Below are 19,822 nucleotides of genomic sequence, written 5' to 3'. Positions count from 1 at the left end.
GGACAAGTTCCCGTGGGTCGTCGCGTTCGAGCGGCGCAACCGGGCCGGTTGGTCCTGCGCCGGTCACCGGATCACCGCCGATCACCGGGGCGATCGGACCCGCCGCGGGGGCAGCGCTCCTGCCTGCGGCCGCGTCCCCGCCTGCGGTTGCACCCCCCGAACCCGCGACGCCGGCGCTCGCCAGCCCGGTCACGCCGGCCAGTGCGGCATGCGGCAGCGATTCCTGCGGCAGCGGGTGGTGGGGCGCCGGCGTGGGGGCTGCCGGCGTGGAGGGCGACGCGGCCTGGGGCGGCGTCCCACCGACGGGCTGGCGTGCGGACAGCATCGCGGGGGGCTCCGGCGCGGCATACGGGTCCTGGTCGGGCGGCGGCAGCGACGGGGGTGTCACCCCCCGTGCCCTGCCCGTCTCCCGCTTGCGGCGCAAGATTCCCCCCGAACTAAGCTGGTCGACACCGCGGACCTCATGCGCACGATTACCACGATCTCGGCGTGGATACCCCGGCCTTCAGGCTGGAGCGGAAACGCGGCTCGGCATCGTTCACCAGTGGATCTTTTTTCCTAAAAATAACCGCATGGCCCGTTTTCAGCCGTGTCCGGCGGTCGACAAGTCGGCGACTCTGGAAGCGCATTGTGCGCATGCTCGGTTCGGGTGGAACCTGGCGGTGCAGCAGCAGTTGTGCTGTCAGCCGTGGCGCAGTCCCGAGCCGGGTGAGATAGCGCGGATCCGGTAGCTGGCCGAGTCCCGTCGCGTTGTCCGCGGATACCGCTGTCACGCCGAGGTGAACGCAGCGGGGAACGTCGCCGCGATACACGCGGTGGCGGCGAGGGGAGGCGCGGTGCCGGTGGAGCCTACGAACCGCCAACCTCAACACCGGCCGCCCTCCCTTTCGGTGGGTCCGTAGGAGTTGACATTCCCCCGTCCTCAGCCCGGGGGATGAGGTCGCAACCCCGGTCCGTCGGTCCGGCCGGCGCGGTCGCGGTCAGCCGCACCTGTCCGGGCTCCGTGCCAGTGTGCCGCCGGGCGCGTGGGCCTGCACGCTGCGCAGTGGATATCGGACCCTATGCCGCCGTTCGTCGTTCCGTCGGAGCCCGGGCGTCAACGCGGTTACGGGCGGCTGGCGCTGTCGGCCTCGGTGGCAGGGGTGCTCGACGGTGATGTTGTCGTCGCCGGCCGGGTCACCGCTGCCGGCGGAGGTGCCGTCGACGGCTGGGCTGACGGCGAGGAATGCGGCTGTGCCCGCACGGGGCGGTCGGGCCGTGGCTGCTCACTCACCACGGTGTGCCGGTGCAGCCGAACCGCGCGGTTACGGGCGGCCTCCCGCAGCCCCTGGGGCCGGGGGCCGGCGTCGCCCGGGGCGGGGGCCGGCGGTAGGGCGGCTTCCGCGCCGGGTCGGCTTCCGCGCCCGGCGACGGTCGGCGCGCCGGACCTACCGCGCGTTTCGGTGGCCACGCCCGCGCCTGCCAGGACGACTCCGCGGGCGGACCGGGACGGCCGGGCGTCGCGTTCGCCGACGACGAGCACCCACAGGCAGCCGGCCAGGGTCGCCACCGCGAGTGCACAAACCGCGACGGCGATGCAGACGAGCGTCCCCTCCGACCAGGGCGACCAGGCCGCCATGTCATCCCAGGCGTCGCCGAGGTCACCGCCCTGCGGTCGCCAGAAGTGCGGGAACACCATGGTGATCGACCAGACCTGCAGGGTGACCGCGCCCGCGAGGAACAGCAGCGGCATGATCCGGGACAGGTAGCGGCCGGTGGCCGCCGCCCCCAGCCCGACCCCGATCGCGAGCGACGCCAACCCGGCGTACAGGTACCGGCCGGAGATGCCGCTGACGTGGAACTGCTTGTCGAAGTTCTTGGCGGACTGCAGCGTCATCAGCCCGAACAGGCCCCACGTGACCCACAGCAGGAGCATCAGGTCGACCCGGATGCGCCAGTTGCGGGCCCGGATCAGCGCGAGCGTGAAGAAGAAGATGGCCAGGGCGGTGCCGGTGCGGACGGGAACGGTCGTGAGGTTGACCTCGAACCAGCCGAACGACCCCCACCAGCGCAGGATCGTCCCGTTGATCAGGATCTCCCGGTAGGCGCCCCAGTCGTCGCCCAGGTACTGGCCCAGCGGGAAGCCGGGCGTTTCCGGCTGGAAGGATCCCCAGCGCACGACGTTGACGATCCACCACCAGCCGCCCAGGGCGACCATGATTGCTCCGCCCAGCAGAATCTGCCGCCAGGGCAACCGTTGCGCGGCGGCGGAGGGACCGGCGGGGCCCGTGTCGGCGAGCCGGAACGGTCGGGCGTCGACCCGACCGTCGCCCCCGCTCGCCGCCCCGGCGTCGGCCCCGGCCCCGACGTCGAGCGCGCGGGTGGCGGCCGTGGTCGCCCGCAGCGCACGGGCGTCGCGGCGGGCCCGTGACCAGGCCAGGACGTAGGCCAGCGCGGCCATCGGGACCAGCACGATCGCCAGCGATTTCGTCATCAGGGCGAGGCCGAGGAAGCCCCCCGTCCAGGCCGCCGTGCGCAGCGAGGTGTCCCCGTGCAGCACGTAGACGATCCCCACGGTCGCCAGTCCGGCGGTCAGGACCAGCAGGTTGTCGTTGTTGACGCTGGAGCCGATGTGGGCCAGCTCGGGGATGGCCAGCGGGACCAGCGCCGCGCAGGTTCCCGCCACCCGACTGCCGTCGGACAGCCGGTGCGCCCCCGCCCAGGCCAGCAGCGGCAGCGGGGCCACCATCGCCACGCTGACCAGGCGCAGAATGCCGATGATCTCATCCCAGCGCAGGTTGTCGCCGCCGTCCGGGATTGCCTTGAGGATCACCGCGTTGACCCAGTAGTACAGGGGCGGGTGCTGGACGATTTGCTGGATGCCGCCCGATGGCGCGGGTGTCCGCTCCAGTTCCTCCCAGCTCGGACGCTCGTCTCGGGGCGCCGCCTGCGCGGCGGTGAACGGCCCGGCGGACAGGTCACGCGGCCGCTTGTCGGAGCCGTAGGGCGCCGCGATGATCGCACCGACTCCGCCGCGAGTCAGGACCGCGTGCCCCGGATGAGGCCAGCCTTTGCCCTCCACCAGGCGCATGACGGCGTCGACGTGGTTGGGCTCGTCGGGCGCGTGGTAATGCGGCACCATCACCGACCAGCCGGCCAGCACCGCCGTGAACAGCAGAGTGATCGCCCAGATGGTGGCGGGCGCGGTGCGCAGGATGCGCCACGGTCGAAAGCGGGTCCCGTCGGGGATCACCGCCGGGCCGGGCGTGGCGGTGGCGCGGGCCGCTGCGGTCGTACGAACCGCGAACCTCAACACGACCCGCCCTCCCTTTCGGTGGGTGCGTAGGAGTTTGGGATCCTCCGCCGTCACTCCAAGGGGGGGAGGACATCAACCAAAAGTGGCGCGGTCCCGGAGGCCCCGGATGGAGGTGCTGTCATGCTACGGACACCCCCGATCGGTTGACTGTCCGGGTATCCGCGCATCGGCCCTGGTCGCGGACGGTGGCGAAGCGCTTCTCGGTAGGCGGCAGGTCGCTGTCCGCAGTGTTCCCCGTACACCCGCGTCGCAGTCCAAACACTTCCGCGTCGGCCCGCGTCGGCTCTGCTCCCTCAGCCCAGGAGCCCGTGCCTCAGCGCCAGAAGTCTGTGCCTCAGCGCCAGAAGTCTGTGCCTCAGCGCCAGGAGTCGATGTGGCCGACCACCTTCGCCGGTGATCCGGCGACGATGGCCTTCGGAGGGACGTCGCGGGTGACCACGGAACCCGCCGCCACCACGGCACTCTCGCCGACGGTCACGCCCTTGAGGACGATCGAGCCCGTGCCGATCCAGGCCCGGTCCTCCAGCACGATCGGTCCGCTCATCGGCTGCTCGACGCCGTCGACGACCATGGGATGGAAGTCGTTGTCGAGGAGCTGGGTGTCCCACGAGACGTTGCAGTAGGCCCCGATGGAGACCCGTTCCCGGACGAGGATCTTGGCGAACCCGTTGATGTTCGCACCGGGGCCCAGTTCCAGCACGCCGGAGTCGACGACGACCCGCACGCCCCGCTGCAGCGAGACGACCCCCTCGCAGCGCAGCCGGCCCTCGGGGTGTACCCGGATGATCGAGGTGTCGCGCTTCGTCGTCAGCCCGAACCCGCCGATGCCGACCCGCAGCGCCGCCCCCTCGGCGAACTCGATGCGCTCCCGGCCCTCGATGACGGTCGGCGATCCGATCCAGATCGGCTGCTTGTAGGCGAGCGGGTACCGCAGGCCCGCGATGAACGAACGGGCCGAGGTCTCCCGGGCGGCCCGCAGGGCCCGCACGTGCCGCACGTATTCACGTAGATCACTTTTGAACGCAGCCACGGCCCAAACAGTAAGCGCCGGTGTGGGCCGGCGGATGGCCGGCACCGTCCCCGCCCGCCTCCTTCGCCCGCAGGCCCGGTCGGCCCGGTCCGGCCTGGTCGTCGGCCCGGTCGGCCAGGCCGGTCGTCGGGCGATGGGACGGGACGTGCCACTCTAGAACGGCGCGCCCGTACGGACGGACCGCGCTTCACCGCCATGGACCGGCGATCGGAGTGGGACGACGTCGGGCCGCGCCATGCACCGGCGCCGCCGCCCCGCAGCGGCGATCATCGCCGGGAACGACGACCGGGAGCCACACCGACGTGAGTGTCAGCGCCATCCACAAGCCCGACCAGCCGCAGGGCAGCACCCCGACGCAGCCCGCGGCCGGCGACGATCTCGTCGCGATCGGATTCGACGTCCCCTATGTCACCATCGTCCTGCCCTGCTACAACGAGCAGGATCACGTGGTGCTCGAACTCGAGCGCATCACGGCGGCGATGGACGCCAGCGGATACGCCTACGAGATCCTCGCGATCGACGACAAGTCGACCGACAACACCCTCGCCGCCCTGCGCGACGCGGCCCCGCGCTTCCCCCGAATGCGGGTCATGCCGTTCCGCCGTAACGGCGGTTCGGGCACGGCTCGGCGCATCGGCACCCAGGAGGCCCGGGGGAAGATCGTCGTCTGGACCGACGCCGACATGACCTACCCGAACGAGCGCATCCCGGAGTTCGTCCGCTACCTGGACGACAACCTCGATGTCGACCAGGTCGTCGGGGCCCGGCTCACCGAGGAGGGGACCCACAAGTGGGCCCGGGTGCCGGCGAAGTGGCTCATCCGGATGATCGCCCAGCGGCTGTCCGGGATGAAGATCCCGGACCTGAACTCGGGCCTGCGTGCCTTCCGTCGCGAGGTCTCCCTGCCTTACCTGCGGCTGCTCCCGCCCGGCTTCAGCTGCGTCACCACGATCACGATGTCGTTCCTGTCCAACCAGCACCCGGTCGACTACCTCCCGATCGACTACGCGAAGCGCGCCGGGACGTCGAAGTTCCACCCCTTCCGCGACGCGCGGCGTTACATCCTGCAGGTGCTGCGGATGGTCATGTACTTCGACCCGCTCAAGGTGCTGATGCCGATCGCCCTGTGGATCATGGCGCTGGGTTTCGTGAAGCTGATCGTGGACCTGGCCCGCTACGACTTCCACGTGGCGACGTCGACGCTGCTCGCGATCCTTGTCGGCTTCCAGATCGCCGTGCTCGCCCTGATCGGTGACCTGGTCGCCCGTTCCCGCAGCAACACCTGACCATGCGCGTCGCGGTCATCGGCCCGACCCATCCGTACAAGGGCGGGATCGCCCAGCACACGACCGAGCTCGCGCATCGGCTGGCCGCCGAAGGACACCAGGTCGCGATCGAGTCATGGTCCGATCAGTACCCGGCGCGGCTCTACCCGGGCGTGCAGCGCGTCGCCGAGCCGGAGATGGAGCCGTTCGGGCCGACGCGCTACCCGCTGTCCTGGCGCCGCCCCGATGGCTGGGTTCGGCTCGGCCGGCGGCTGCGGCGCGAGGCCGACGCGGTGATTCTGGTCGTCGTCACCCCGATCCAGGCGCCGGCCTACCTGGCCATCCTCACCGCCCTGCGCGGCGGGGCCTGGCGAGGGAGTGGCCCCGGTCCGCGGGTGCTCGCGCTGTGTCACAACGTTCTGCCGCACGAGCGACGTACGGTGGACGAGCCGCTGGTCCGGGCGGTCCTGCGCCGGGTATCCGCGGTGCTCGTGCACACCTCGGCGCAGGCCGAACTCGCCGCCACGCTCACCCCGGTGCCGGTGGTGGTGGCCGAGATGGCCCCGCACCTGTGGTCCGCGCCGACCCGGCGTCGTCCGGATGTGATCGCCCCCGGCGGGGCGGCCGAGCCCACGGCGGGCGGCGGTCCGCGGCGCAGCCTGCTGTTCTTCGGGCTGGTCCGGCCCTACAAGGGGCTCGACGTGCTGCTGCGGGCGCTGGCCCGCGGCCCGGCGGACGTTCGGCTCACCGTCGCGGGGGAGTTCTGGGGCGACGCCGCGCAGACCACGCGTCTCATCGCCGAACTCGGCCTGACCGGCCGGGTCGACGTGCGTGCCGGCTACGTCGACGCCGCCGAGGTACCCGGCCTGTTCGCGGCCGCGGACGCCCTGGTGCTGCCGTACCGGGTGGGAACGGCGTCGCAGAACGTCGATCTCGCCCACCTGCACGGCCGGCCGGTGATCGCAACGACGGTGGGTGCTCTGGCCACTGCAGTCCGCGACGGTGTTGACGGGCTGCTGGTCCCGCCGGACGACGTCGACGCGCTCGCCGCGGCCCTGCGTCGCCTCTACGAACCGGGTGTGCTGGCCGATCTGCGAGCGAAGGTCTCCCCGCCCGACCTGCAGTCGGCGTGGGGGAACTACCTCGCCGTGACGCTCGGTGCCCTCGGTGCTCCCTGAGGTATATCTGACGGGTCCAGACGCGGACGGTGCCCCCATGGCAGGCAGACTGACCGTCAACAACGGCAGGAACGGAAGGCGGACCGGTGAGCCCCGTACGTGACGACGCCCTCGCCTTCGTGGGTCACCAGGTCCACGTGATGCGCCGCCGCGAGGTCGGCACCCTGCTGGAGTGGGCGGGGGAACTGTCCGGGCGCACGCTGCTCGACGTGGCCGGCGGCGACGGCTACTGGGCCGGGCAGGCCGTCCGCCGCGGTGCCCGCGCCGTCTGCCTCGACCTGGCGCGGCACAAGTTGGAGTTCGGCCGGCGCCTGCGCGGTCACCCGGGGCTCGTCGAGGGCGACGCGCTGGCGCTTCCCTTCGCGGCGACCACCTTCGACGTGGTCATGTCGGTGTGCGCGATCGAGCACTTCGACGACGGGCCGGCCGCGCTCGCCGAGATGGCCCGGGTGCTGCGCCCCGGCGGCGATCTGGTGATGTCCGCGGACGCGCTGACCCGGGCGACCACCTGGCCGGACCTGTTCGATCGCCACCGCGAGCGCTACCACGTCAAGCACACCTATCCGGGCGAGCACCTCGCGAAGCTGCTCGACGACGCGGGGCTGGACGTCGTCCGGCAGACGTACATGTTCCGCAGCGAACGCGCCGAACGGCTGTACCTGACATTGTCCGCGAAGGGCGGCCGACGCCATCGACGGCGAACGCTGGTGGGGCTACCTCATCGGCGGGCTGTTCTGCGTGATCATGATCGTTGCCGCCCTGCGTAGCCGCCAGCGCTGAATCGACGGGGCCCCGAACCGGGACCGTCGAGCGGCAGGGGAGACTGTCACCCGTGCGTGTGGGCTTCCTGGTCGAGCAGCTGCTCGCGCCGGTTCCGGGTGGGACCGGCCGCTATTCCGCCGAGCTCGCGACCGCCCTCGCCCGCCGCGGTGCGCCGGGGGACGGGGTGGTCGGCTGGTGCGCCGCGCGGCGCGGCGTCGACGCCGCGAGCCTGCCGGGAGTGCTCGGCCCGCTGCGCCTCGGCCTGCCCCGCTGGGCGCTGGCCACGGCCTGGTCGCGCGGCGTCGGTCCCGCGCCGACCGGGGTGGACGTCATCCACGCGCCGACCCTGCTGCTCCCGCCCGCGGGCGGGAGCGTCGGCTGGGCGACCGGCTCGCTGGTCGACACCCTGCGCGGTTCCGGCCGGTCCGGCATCTCCGATCGGTCCGAATCCGACAGGTCTGCGGCCGATCACCGGGACGAGTCCGGCCGGGACGGCGGCCGGTCGGCGGGTGGTCCGGTGCGGCCGCCGTTTGCCGAGTGGGCCGCACACAGCGTCGCCCCGGCGCTCGGTGACGCCCTCGACCGCCGCCGGCCCCGGCCAAAACTGGTCGTGACGATCCACGACGCGGTGCCCTGGACCCATCCCGAGACGCTGACCCCGCACGGTGCCCGCTGGCACCGGCTGATGGGCGAGCGCGCCGCCCGGCACGCCGACGCGGTGATCGTCCCCACTCTTGCCGTCGCCGCCGAGGTGGCCCGGCATCTGCCGATCCCCCCCGAGCGGCTGCACGCCATCGGCGAGGGGGTGGCCGAGGCGGTTGTCCGGGTGCCGCCCGACGCCGACGCCCGCGCGGCCCGGCTGGGCCTGCCGCCGCCGGGCGGCTACCTGCTCACTCTCGCCACCCTGGAGCCGCGCAAGGGGCTGAACACCGCGCTCGCGGCGCTGCGCCGACCCGACGATCCGGGCCTGCCGCTGGTGCACGTCGGCGCGGTTGGCTGGGGCGGGCTCGACGTGCGCACCGAGGCGGCGCGGCACGGTCTGGACGGCTCCAGGGTCCGCACTCTTGGGCGAATCAGTGACGAGGATCTCGCGGTCGTGCTCTCGCGGGCCGGGGTGCTGCTGGCGCCGAGCCGGTCGGAGGGGTTCGGCCTGCCCGTGGTGGAGGCCATGGCGCACGGAGTGCCGGTTGTGATCTCCGATGCCCCGGCGCTGGTCGAGGTGGCGGGGGACGCCGCGCTGGTGGCAGGCGTCGGCGACGCCGCTGCGCTGTCCGCCGCGGTGGCCCGGATCGTCGGCGATCCAGTCCTGCGCGGGCGGCTGTCGGCTGCTGGACGCACGCGCGCGCAGGCATTTACCTGGAATGCGGCGGCGGAGGCGACGTGGGCGCTCTACCGTCGAGTCGGCGGCTCCCCTGCCGTGTCCGTCGCCGCTGACGGGCGGGCGTAGTGTTGCCCCCGTTGGGAAGCAAGCGGTCACCGTGAAGCGAGCGGCCACCCCTGCGAGGGTGGCGCGTCAGGGAAGGAGCGCCGTGGGACCCCGGGTGCTCGTCGACGCGGCTTCGGTCCCGGCCGACCGTGGTGGCGTAGGGCGTTATGTCGACGGGCTGGTCGCGGTGCTCGGCGCGGCTGGTGCGGACATGGCGCTGGTCTGTCAACGGTCGGACGAGGAACGCTACAGCCGGATGGCTCCTCATGCCACCGTTCTGTCCGGGCCTGCGGCCATCGCCCACCGGCCTGCGCGGCTGGCGTGGGAGCAGACCGGGCTGCCGCTGGTCGCGGAGCAGGTGAATGCCGACGTCATCCATTCACCGCACTACACGATGCCGCTACGGGCCCAGCAGCCCGTGTGCGTGACTATCCACGATGTCACCTTCTTTACCGAGCCGGACATGCACACGGCGGTGAAGGGGACGTTTTTCCGCTCGGCGATGCGCACCGCGGTGCGCCGCGCCGCCCGGATCATCGTCCCGTCGAAGGCGACCCGTGACGAGCTGATCCGCGTGCTCGACGGCGAGTCGACGACCACCGACGTTGCCTATCACGGCGTCGACACGTCGACGTTCCACCCGCCGACCGAGGAGGACAAGCTGCGCGTGCGCCGCCGCCTCGGCCTCGGCGACGCGCGCTATGTGGCCTTCCTCGGCATGCTGGAGCCGCGCAAGAACGTCCCGAACCTGATCCGTGGCTGGGCCGAGGCGGTGCACTGGCGGGACGAGCCGCCCGCCCTCGTGCTGGCCGGCGGTTCGGGCTGGGACGACGACGTCGACGCCGCCGTCGCCTCGGTGCCCAGCCACCTGCGGGTGATCCGGCCCGGCTACCTGCGTTTCTCCGACCTGCCGGGGTACCTGGGCGGGTCGTCGCTGGTCGCCTATCCGTCGCACGGCGAGGGCTTCGGGCTGCCGGTGCTGGAGGCGATGGCCTGCGGTGCGCCGGTGCTGACCACCCCGCGGCTGTCGCTGCCGGAGGTCGGCGGGGACGCCGTCGCCTACACCCAGCCGGATCCGGACTCGATCGCCCGCGAGATGGGTGCCCTGCTCGACGATGCCGAGCGCCGCCGCCAGCTCGGTCAGGCGGGCCTCGCGCGGGCCCGGGAGTTCACCTGGGCGGCGAGCGCCGAGGCTCACCTGGCGAGCTACGCGCGGGCCGTAGCCGAGCGCTGAGCGCCCGGCCCCGGGGCGAGGACCGCCGCAAAGGGCGCGCTACGGTCTCCTTGGCACGGATGCCGCTCGAGGTCACCACTCCCGGCGCGGGCCGTGCCGATCGGACGGATGACAGGCGGGCCGGCGAGGCGGGCGCGCCGGTGAGACGGGCGGGCGAAAACATGGGTGTGGAGCCGGAGATTCGGGTCGTCGTCGTGACCTTCCGGTCCGGGGAGATCATCGGGGCTTTCCTCGATTCTCTGGCGAAGGCGACGACCCGGGCCTACGAGGTCGTCATCGTCGACAACTCTCCGAAGCTCGACGCGGGCACCGGCGCGGCGGGGGAGCGCCCCGAGGCGCGGCTGCTGCGCCCGGGCCGCAACCTCGGCTACGGCAGCGCCGTCAACAGGGGCGCCGCCGGCGCCGGCGCACCCTGGCTGGTGATCTCCAACGCCGACATCGCGTTCCAACCGGGCGCGCTGGACGAGCTGATCGCCGCGGCGCGGCGTTGGCCCGGTGGGGGCGCCTTCGGCCCCGGGATCACCAACCCCGACGGCGCTCTCTACCCGTCGGCCCGCGACCTGCCGTCGTTGGGGCGGGGGATCGGCCACGCGCTGTTCGGCTGGTGCTGGCCGACGAATCCGTGGACGGCCTCCTACCGGCGGGAGCGGGGTGCCCCGCGGGAGATGACCGCGGGCTGGCTGTCCGGCTCCTGCCAGCTGCTGCGCCGGGAGGCGTTCGAGGCGGTCGGCGGCTTCGACGAGTCGTACTTCATGTTCATGGAGGACGTCGACCTGGGCCGGCGGATCCGGGCGGCGGCCTGGCAGTCGGTGTACGTGCCCACCGCGGTCGTCGAGCATCTCGGCGGGCACTCGACGAAGCGGTCGTCCCGGCGGATGGTGGTGGCCCACCACCGCAGCATGTTCCGCTATCTGTCCCGGCAGTACCCGGGGCCGGGGCGCGCCCCCCTGCGGCTGCTGCTCGGCGTCGGGCTCGGTGCCCGGCTGCTGCTCGCCCTCGCCTTCGCCAAGGACAGCGCCGGGGCCAAGGCCACCCGATCCGCGGAACTTCTTGCCGACCGCGGGACCACCCCCGGCACATGAGCCTCGGCGGTGCTCGGGCACCCGGGTGCGTGGCGTGACCAGACGGTAAACAGATCGTATCTGCCCCATGGCGGCACGTTCGGGTAGTGGTCCCGCTGCCCATCCGTCTCCAAGAGCTACCCCGTGCCCTGCGACACTAACTCTCCATGGACGCAGTGATGCTTGTCGGCGGTCAGGGGACCCGTCTACGACCACTCACGATGTCGGCCCCCAAGCCGATGTTGCCGGTCGCAGGGGTGCCGGTCACCGCGCACATGCTGGCCCGGGCGCGCGACGCCGGGATCGACCGGGTGGTACTTGCCACCTCCTACCGCGCGGAGGTCTTCGAGGAGTACTTCGGGGACGGGTCCGCCCACGGCCTCGAGCTGGAGTACGTGACCGAGACGGAGCCGCTTGGCACGGGCGGCGCCATTCGCAACGTCGCCGGGCGCCTGCGCGGCGGCCCGGACGACCCGATCGTGATCTTCAACGGTGACATCCTGTCCGGCCTGGACATCCAGGCGCTGATCCGCCGGCACACCGCGGCGGACGCGGCGGTCACCCTGCATCTGACCGAGGTGCCCGATCCGCGGGCCTTCGGCGTGGTGCCCGTCGACGCGGACGGTCGTGTCACCGAGTTCCTCGAGAAGACGCCCGACCCGCCCACCAACCTGATCAACGCTGGCTGCTACGTGTTCCGCCGTTCAGTGATCGATTCCATCGCCGTGGGTCGGCCGGTGTCGGTCGAGCGGGAGACCTTCCCCGGCCTGCTGGCCGCCGGCACGTCGGTCATGGCCTACCCGGACAGCACCTACTGGCTCGATCTGGGCACGCCGGCGGCGTTCGTCCAGGGCAGCCGCGACCTGGTGACCGGCCGGATGGTCTCCTCGGCGCTGCCTGGCCCGGTCGGGGACTGCCTGGTTCTGGCCGGCGCCGCCGTCGCCGTCGACGCCAAGATCAGTGGCGGCGCCACCGTGGGGGCGGGCTCCCGGGTGGGCGCGGGCGCCGCGGTCGACGGCGCCGTGCTCTTCGACGGGGCGATCGTCGAGGCCGGCGCCACCGTGCGGGACAGTGTGATCGGCCGCGATGCCGTGATCGGCCCCGGCGTCGTGCTCGACGGCGTGGTCGTCGGCGACGGCGCCGTCATCGAGCGGGGCAACGAGCTGCGGGCCGGCGCCCGGGTGTTCCCTGGCGCGGTCCTCACCGCCGGCGCGGTGCGGTTCAGCTCCGACCGCACCTGACCCGGTCGATCTCGGCCAGCCATTGCGGCCGATCGTCGGATGTGCCCTGATCCGACAGGACAGACTGATGTCCGTGCTCGTCAGCGCATCGCTCAGCGCATCGGATGCGCTCACCGCGGTCCTCGTGCGCACCTTCGCCATGCTGCGGGTGCTGGGCGTCGTCACCACGGCGCTGTACCTGGCGCTGTGGTGGTCCTGGTACAGCCGGCACCCGGTGGGGCTCGCCGCGGTGCTGCTGGTGCTCGTGTGGGGGCTTGGCTACGTGGCGCTGAGCCTTCGCGGCAGGCTCGGCACCGGCCTCGTCCTCGCCAACGTCGGCGTGGGCGCGGCCGGGGCGCTCGTCGCCGGCGCCGCCGTGCCGGCGGTGTCCGTCGGTGGCGCGGGCACCTGGATCTACCTCGGCTGCGCCCATGCCGCCCTGGTCGCGGGCGCGATGACCAGCCGGCGGGTGCTCGCCGGCGTGCTGGTCACCCTGTGTGCGGCCCTGGCGGGTGGGGTGGGCCTGGCCGGTCGGCTTGCCGCGGCTGTGCCCACCGATGCGGGCTGGTCGGCGTCCATGGCGGCCCGCTCGGCGTCGGACCCCGGCGGGTCGCACCGCCGGGTCGCCGTCGCCATCCTGCTCATCGCCTTCCTGTCCCTGCTCGTCCGGTTCGGGGTGGGGCGGCTGCGGGCGACCGCGGGCAGGGCCGACGACCAGCTGCAGGCGGCGGCGGACCATGAGCGGGCGGAGATGATCGCCGTGGCCCGCGCTCGCGCGGAGCGGGAGCGTGAACGCGTCCTGCACGACACGGTGCTCAACACCCTCGCCGGCATCGCCTGGGGCGGCGGCGGCGACGCGCCGCTCACGCGAACCCAGGCCGAGGACGCCATCGTCGCCGTCCGGGGGCTGCTCGACGCTCCACCCGGCGACGGCGCGCGCAGCCTCGACGCCCGGCTTGACGCCGTCGCCGTCGCCGCCCGGTTGCGTGGGCTGCGGGTGCGGCTCGGCCGGACCGGCACGGTCGGCGTGCCTGGCTCCCTGTTGGCGGGCAACGGCAGCGGACAGGAGCTGCCGCCGGAGGTGGCCGCCGCGTTGGCCGCCGCGACCGCCGAGCTGCTGTCCAACGTCCGCCGGCACGCCGCCACCGGCGAGGCCTGGGTCACCGTGCACCAGACCCCGACCGCGGTCGGGGTGATGGTGCGCGACGAGGGGCGGGGTTTCGACCCGGCCGCCGTGCCCGCCGATCGGCTTGGGCTGAGCCGCTCGGTGCAGGCCCGGCTCGCCGAGGTCGGCGGCCGCGTCCGGCTGGTCACCGCCCCCGGCCGGGGCACCCGGGTGATGCTGACCTGGGCGCGGACCGCGCCCCCCGTCGCCGCGGACGCCGCGGGCAGGTCGCCCCGATCGGCAGGGTCGGCCAGGTCGGCCGCTGTCCGCCGGGCCGTGCCTGCCTGGCTGCTCCGTGCGTCGCCCGGCCGCAGGTCGGCTCACGCCCGCGAACGGGGACCAGGCCTGCCGTCCGCCGAGGAGCTGCGCCGGTCTTACACCGCGAGCCTGCGCCGCGCCGTGGCGACCGCCGTCACGATCTGGTACCCGTTCACCGGGTCGGTGTTGCTCGTGCTGCCCGGCGGGCTGCGCGCGTCCCCGGTCGCCATCGGGCTGTGGGTCCTGCTCGGCGCCGCGGTCATGCTGGTGGCCCGGCGGGCGCGCCGCCGCCCGGCCACCCGGGTCGAGGCCCTGGGCCTGTTGGCGTGCGGGCTCGCGGTGACGGTCGCCACCGCCGCGCTGGTCGGCACCGCGGATCCGACGGCGAGTCGGCTCGTGGTCTGGCCGGTGCTGGTGCTGCCGTTGCTGCTCATGCAGGTCACGGTGTCCTGGCCGCCGGCCGAGTTGATCGCCGCCCTGGCCTGCGCGGCCGCCACGCTCGTCGGCGTCACGGTGTTCGGAGCCGCGGCGGGGCCGTTGCCGTTCGCGCAGCTCCTGTCGGCGCTGCAGATCATGGCGGCGATGGGTGGTCCGGTGCTGCGCCGCTCGGCGGACGCGGCGGCCCGGGCCCTCGGGCAGGAGGCCCGCCTCGAGGCCGGGCGGGAGGCCGAGGTCCGGATCCGGATGGATCGGGCGCGGGCGCTCGGCATGATCGAGCGCGAGGTGCTGCCGCTGCTTGCGGCGGTGCGTGACGAGTTGCTCGATCCGCGTGACCTGGCGGTGCGCCAGTGGTGCCGGCGGTTCGCCGTCATGATCCGCCGTACCCTCGTCGCCAGCCACGCGGCCGCGCTCGGCGACCTTGCGCCGGCGCTGTTCGACGCGGAGTCGCGCGGCGTGCGCATCGACGCCCAGATCGCCGGGGATCTGCGGGCGGCTCCGGCGCCCGTGCGCGCCCAGCTGGAGGCCCTGCTGCCGCGGGCGCTGCGGACGATCCCGGGCCGCCGCGCGCTGCTGACCCTGATTTGCGACGCCACCGGAGGTAGCCTCACGCTCACCGTGGCGGGCACCGCGATCCCGCCGGACTGGGCTCGCGCGATCACCGGCCAGGGTGTCCCCGACGACGCGCACCGGCCGGGCGCCACGGCCGTGACGGTCAGCGTGGACGGCGACGACGGCCAGCTGTGCCTGCAGCTGAGCTGGGCGGTCACCGCCACCGCCGCCACGGACCCGGCGACGGGCATCCCACGCGGCGCCGGCCGGGCGAAGGCGAACACCGAGCGGTGAATGCGGCAATATTCGGCCGATGGCGGGGACAATCGGCCCCATGAGGTTCAGCGTGGAACGCGACGTGTTCGCCGACGCGACCGGCTGGGCCGCCCGGCATCTCCCGAGCCGCCCGGGTCCGACTCCGAGCGCGCTGACGGGTCTGCTGCTCGAGGCGGCCGGCTCCCCGTCGGGCACCGGCCTGCTGATCTGTGCCTTCGACGCCGAGGTGGCCGTGCGGGCGCCGGTGACGGCGGCGGTCGAGGAGCCCGGCCGGGTCCTGGTGCCCGGCCGGCTGCTGGCGGACATCGTGCACAGTCTGCCCGCGACGACGGTCGAGGTCGCCGTCGACGGCGACCGGCTGGTGCTGCGTTGCGGCAGCGTGCGCTTCACCGTCCCGTTGATGGATCTCGCGGACTATCCCGAGCTGCCGCGCTTCCCCGCCCCCATCGGCGAGGTGGACACCCTCGGGTTCGCCGCGGCGGTCGGCCAGGTCGCACCGGCGGCCGGGCGGGATGAGACGGTGCCGGTGCTCACCGCGGTCCGACTGGAGATCTCCGGTCGCGGCCTGATCCTGGCGGCCACCGACCGCTACCGGCTGGCGGTGCGCGCCATCCCGTGGCAGCCGACCGTCGATGATCCCTGGGCCCTGGCGCACGTGCCGGCGAAGGTGCTCGCGGAGGTGGCCCGCACGCCCACCTCCGCCTCCCGGATCGGGATCGGGCTCGACCTCGCCGACCCGGCGGGCGCCCGGCTGGGCCTGGCCGCGGCCGGTCGGCAGACCATCGTCCGGCTCATCGACGGCACCTTCCCCAACTACCGCAAGCTCTTGCCCGAGACGGCTGCGTACACGGTCACCGCGCGGACCGCCGCGCTCGCCGCGGCGGTCCGCCGGGTGGCCGTGGTCGCGACCCGGACCGCGCCGCTGCGCTTCACCTTCACCCAGGACCAGGTCGTCGCGGAGGCGGGGGACGGCGGCGGGGCTCAGGCCAGCGAGACGATCCCCGTCGAATACTCCGGGCCCGAGCTGTCCGTGCTGTTCAACCCCTCGTACCTGCTGGACGGGCTCGGGGCCGTGGAGGACGACGAGGCGACCATCGGGTTCGTAGCCGCGGACCCGGCCGAGGCCACCGCCCGGCCGGCGGTGCTCACCGGCAAGGACAGCGGCGGGGTGCGCGGGCCCGGTGGCGGTCCCGTCGACGAGGGCGCCTTCCGCTACCTGCTGATGCCGATCCGCACCGGTTCGGCCGGCTGAACCCGGCGACCGGCCGAGCCCGGCCGGTCGCTCAGGGCGCGGGGGTCAGCCAGGGCGTGCGGGCGGTCAGGGCGCGGGGGTCGGGCTTGGTGGGGGTAAGCGACATGGTGCCGGCGCCCGGCGTGGGCGTGGCGGTCGTCGCGCCGCTCTGGGCCGTCAGCGGGCCGTCGGCCGACACGTCGAGGGTGCCGCCCTGCGCGCCCGACTCGGGGGCGGTCGGCGAGTCCCAGGTGGCCCCGGTCGAATCCGGGTTGGCGTGCTTGGCGACGAAGTCCTTGATGACGTCCGCGGAGACGGTGGTGCAGCGCTGGGTGCGGTCCCAGGCGGTCAGCACGAAGTGCTTGCCGTCCGGGAACGCCGACCGGGTCCAGGGGACGCCGATGAAACGCGGACCGGCGTTGGCGGCCAGCGACCGCAGCTTCTCGACCTGGGCGGCCGGCAGGCTCTTGTCGTACCACCCGACGATGAAGCCGTGTTCGAGGTTGTGGACGGCGCGTTCGACCGGGATGCCCGACGCCGGGTTGTAGAACGAGATGCCGTCGGGCAGCGGGTCGAGGTTGTGGCTGCCCGAGGACGGCGGCGACGCCTTGTAGCTCACCGTGGTACTGAGGTGGGTCGAGCCCTGGGACGCGTCGTTCACGGTGCCGGTGCAGCCGGCCGCCGTGGCGGCCGAGGACGCCGCCGCGGTGTAGCCGACCTCGCGAGTCTTGTTCTTCGAGTGGGTGTCGGCGACGCTGTAGATGATGATCCCGACCAGGAGCACCACCGCGACGAACCCGGACGTGCCGTAAATGAGCAGCACGCGGCGACGTTCCTTGCGCTTCTGCTCGCGGCGCAGCTGTTCGAGCCGGACGTTGCGCTCGGCGCTCTTTTTACCCACGAAACCTGATCCTACGAACTGTCGAACCACTTCCGGCAAGCAGGATGCGCTCGACTCGCCGGTGGACACCCGGACCTCCTGGTTCCGGCGCCCTCCGTCACCTCCATACCCCCACGTTCCATCCGGTAACCGGTCGTAGCGGATGCTCGGGCGGATCACCGATGCAGGAGGTACGCCTCCGGATCGCGTGGCGGGCGCGCGGCGGGCGGCGCGGCGGCGTGTCCGACGCCCACCGCGCCCATCGGCATCCAGCCGGCCGGCAGGTCCAGCACCTCGCCGACCACCTCGGCGCAGAACAGCGTCGAGGAGACCCAGCAGGAGCCGAGCCCCTCGGTGGCCAGCGCCACCAGCAGGTTCTGCACCCCGGCGCCGGCGGCGACGGTGAACATCCGCTCCTCGGCCGCGGCCCGGCGGGCGTCGGGATAGGGCTGCGCCCCGTCCAGCACCATGATCGGCACGATGAGCAGCGGCGCCCGCCGCAGCACGCCCCCGCGCCGCAGCCGCCGGTCGACCGCGGCCTCGTCGAACCCGTCGCGGCGCAGATCCTGCGCCCAGGCAGCGGCCATCGCGTCGAGCAGCGTGGCGCGCCGAGCGGTGACCAGCACGAATCGCCACGGGGTGGTGTGGTGCGGGGCCGGGGCGGTCAGCGCCGCTGCGACCGCCCGCTCGACCGCGGCCGGATCAACCGGGTCGGCGGTGAACTCCCGCACGGTGCGCCGCTCACTCAGCGCCGCCCGCCGCGCCTCCAACGAACCGAGGCGGAACATGTCCTCGCCGCTCGGCCGCAGCAGCGAACGTGCCCCCGTCCCGTTGTCGGGGAGCCGGCCGTAGCCGCGCACGACCGCCACCGGGGTGGCACCGAGCTTGCCCTTGACCAGGTCGGCCGCCGCCGCCAGCTCGTCGGCCTCGGCGACCTCGGTCATGCCCAGCTCGTTGCCGTAGCGGTCGATGTCGCCGATGTGACTGCGCAGCGCGGCCATGCCGGCGACGCCGATCGCCATGTCGGCCAGGCCACGTCGCCAGGGCCGCCCGGCCGTGTCAGTGATCACGACCGCCACGTCCGTGCCGAGCAGCGCGGCGACGCCGGCCCGCAGCCGGGCGGCGCTGGCGTCCGGATCGACCGGGAGCAGGGCGAGGGAGTCCTTGGCGATGTTCGACGCGTCGACTCCGGCGCTCGCCAGGACGAAGCCGTGATGCGTCTCGACGATCCGGGTCGGCCCGCGGCGGGCCACCTCGCGGACCGACTCGCCGTCGATCGCGGCCTGCCGGGCGACCTCCCGATCACCGGCGACGGTGATCAGCCGTCCCTCGGCCTTGGAAACGATCTTCGAGGTGACGACGAGGACGTCGCCGTCGGCGAGCGGCCGGCCGCTCGCCGACGCCGCCGCGGCCACGGCGGCGGCGAGATCATCACCCGGCCGGATCTCCCCGATCCCGGTCAGCCCGAACACCGTCAACGTCCCGCTCGGGGGCATCCCCGCGGATCCCCCGGGCCATTGCTGCTCAGACACCGGCGATCTCCAGCGCCGACCGGACGATGGCCACCGTCGCCGCCAGGTCGGTCATCAGCAGCGGCCGGGCGAGCACGGTGGCGCCGGGCACGACCGCCCCGGCGTCGACCGTGTCGACCAGCCAGCCGTCGAGCAGCCCCGCGGGCGCCGCTGCCCCGGCCGCCGCGGCCGGCTCTCCCGCGGCCGGCACCGCCGCGCGTCCGCGACCCCCGTAGTGCACCCCGACGGCCTGCGCGGAGGTCTCCACGCCGATGGCGGTCAGGCAGGCGTCGGCCATCCCGCGCACCGCCGCCCCGCCGATGATCGGGGAGACGCCGACGACCGGCGCCGCGGTCTCCCGCACAGCGTCACGGATACCCGGCACGGCCAGGATCGTGCCGATCGAGACGACCGGGTTCGACGGCGGGAGCAACACGACGTCCGCCTCGCCGATGGCGTCGAGCACCCCCGGTGCCGGCTTCGCGGTCTCGGCCCGCAGCGGCACGATCGCCTGTGCCGGTACGGCGGCTCGCAGCCGCAGCCACCATTCCTGGAAGTGCACGGCCCGCTGGCCGTCGTCGTCGGCGATGACCACGTGGGTCTCCACCCGGTCGTCCGTCATCGGCAGCAGCCGCACCCCCGGCTGCCAGCGGTCGCACAGGGCCCGGACCACGTCCGTCAGCGGGTAGCCGGCGTCGAGCATCTCGGTGCGAACCAGATGGGTGGCGAGGTCCCGGTCGCCGAGTCCGAACCAGGCCGGCCCGACCCCGTAGGCGGCGAGTTCCTCGGCCACGACGAACGACTCGTCCTCGCGGCCCCACCCGCGTTCGGCGGAGATGCCGCCACCGAGGGTGTACATCACCGTGTCGAGGTCGGGGCAGATGCGCAGGCCATGCAGGGTGATGTCATCGCCGGTGTTGCCGATCACCGTCACGTCGGCGTCGGGCAGCGCCGCGAGCACACCACGCAGGAAGCGGGCGCCACCGATCCCGCCGGCCAGGGCTGTCACTCTCACAGCAAGCGATCCTGGCACCGACGCC

14 protein-coding genes are annotated in these 19,822 nt (G+C 73.6%); 9 read left to right on the top strand and 5 right to left on the bottom strand.

The window, feature by feature from the left end:
- Positions 1-1,105: 1,105 nt before the first annotated feature.
- Complete coding sequence (locus G6R25_RS01645) at positions 1,106-3,295, bottom strand: DUF2142 domain-containing protein (RefSeq protein ID WP_163551375.1); 2,190 nt, start codon at positions 3,293-3,295, stop codon at positions 1,106-1,108.
- A gap of 355 nt (positions 3,296-3,650) precedes the next feature.
- Positions 3,651-4,283, bottom strand: a complete 633-nt coding sequence (locus G6R25_RS01640; RefSeq protein ID WP_163551390.1) for an acyltransferase — start codon at positions 4,281-4,283, stop codon at positions 3,651-3,653.
- Positions 4,284-4,627: 344 nt separating this feature from the next.
- Between G6R25_RS01640 and G6R25_RS01635 the strand changes: the two genes are divergently transcribed.
- The 9 genes from G6R25_RS01635 (at position 4,628) to dnaN (ending at position 16,412) form a co-directional block, all read left to right on the top strand.
- Positions 4,628-5,611 carry a glycosyltransferase family 2 protein gene (locus G6R25_RS01635; RefSeq protein WP_163551374.1) on the top strand — a complete coding sequence of 328 codons (984 nt, stop codon included), beginning with the start codon at positions 4,628-4,630 and terminating at the stop codon, positions 5,609-5,611.
- Positions 5,612-5,613: 2 nt separating this feature from the next.
- Entirely contained in the window at positions 5,614-6,768 is a 1,155-nt protein-coding gene (locus G6R25_RS01630) for a glycosyltransferase (protein ID WP_163551373.1), read from the top strand.
- 86 nt (positions 6,769-6,854) lie between these two features.
- On the top strand, positions 6,855-7,535 hold the full coding sequence (locus G6R25_RS01625; RefSeq protein ID WP_235947070.1) for a class I SAM-dependent methyltransferase: 681 nt from the start codon (positions 6,855-6,857) through the stop codon (positions 7,533-7,535).
- A 65-nt stretch (positions 7,536-7,600) separates the two neighbouring features.
- A complete protein-coding gene (locus G6R25_RS01620; RefSeq protein ID WP_163551372.1) occupies positions 7,601-8,977 on the top strand; it encodes a glycosyltransferase family 4 protein in 1,377 nt (458 codons plus the stop codon).
- 82 nt (positions 8,978-9,059) lie between these two features.
- Positions 9,060-10,190, top strand: coding sequence for a glycosyltransferase family 4 protein (locus G6R25_RS01615; protein ID WP_163551371.1), 1,131 nt, complete (start codon positions 9,060-9,062; stop codon positions 10,188-10,190).
- Positions 10,191-10,351: 161 nt separating this feature from the next.
- The gene (locus tag G6R25_RS01610) at positions 10,352-11,272 is read left to right on the top strand and encodes a glycosyltransferase family 2 protein (RefSeq protein WP_163551370.1); all 921 of its coding nucleotides are present in this window, start codon (positions 10,352-10,354) and stop codon (positions 11,270-11,272) included.
- Positions 11,273-11,418: 146 nt separating this feature from the next.
- Entirely contained in the window at positions 11,419-12,492 is a 1,074-nt protein-coding gene (gene manB / locus G6R25_RS01605) for a mannose-1-phosphate guanylyltransferase (protein ID WP_163551369.1), read from the top strand.
- 67 nt (positions 12,493-12,559) lie between these two features.
- A complete protein-coding gene (locus tag G6R25_RS01600; protein ID WP_163551368.1) occupies positions 12,560-15,178 on the top strand; it encodes a sensor histidine kinase in 2,619 nt (872 codons plus the stop codon).
- A 40-nt stretch (positions 15,179-15,218) separates the two neighbouring features.
- Positions 15,219-16,412, top strand: a complete 1,194-nt coding sequence (gene dnaN, locus G6R25_RS01595; protein WP_205446775.1) for a DNA polymerase III subunit beta — start codon at positions 15,219-15,221, stop codon at positions 16,410-16,412.
- A gap of 31 nt (positions 16,413-16,443) precedes the next feature.
- Here the strand turns inward: dnaN and G6R25_RS01590 are convergent, their stop codons facing one another.
- From G6R25_RS01590 to cofD, 3 genes are all read right to left on the bottom strand, one after another.
- Positions 16,444-17,292, bottom strand: coding sequence for a DUF3105 domain-containing protein (locus G6R25_RS01590; protein WP_163551366.1), 849 nt, complete (start codon positions 17,290-17,292; stop codon positions 16,444-16,446).
- 155 nt (positions 17,293-17,447) lie between these two features.
- Complete coding sequence (locus G6R25_RS01585) at positions 17,448-18,767, bottom strand: coenzyme F420-0:L-glutamate ligase (RefSeq protein ID WP_163551365.1); 1,320 nt, start codon at positions 18,765-18,767, stop codon at positions 17,448-17,450.
- A 28-nt stretch (positions 18,768-18,795) separates the two neighbouring features.
- Positions 18,796-19,797: a 2-phospho-L-lactate transferase gene (gene cofD / locus G6R25_RS01580; protein ID WP_163551364.1), complete on the bottom strand. Its 1,002-nt coding sequence runs from the start codon at positions 19,795-19,797 to the stop codon at positions 18,796-18,798.
- Between the last annotated feature and the right edge of the window lie 25 nt (positions 19,798-19,822).

The sequence above is a fragment of the Candidatus Frankia alpina genome (assembly GCF_902806485.1).
Taxonomy (GTDB): Bacteria; Actinomycetota; Actinomycetes; order Frankiales; family Frankiaceae; genus Frankia; species Frankia alpina.
The sequence above is the reverse complement of the archived record's forward strand: the minus strand, read 5'-3'. Positions and strand labels throughout refer to the sequence as shown.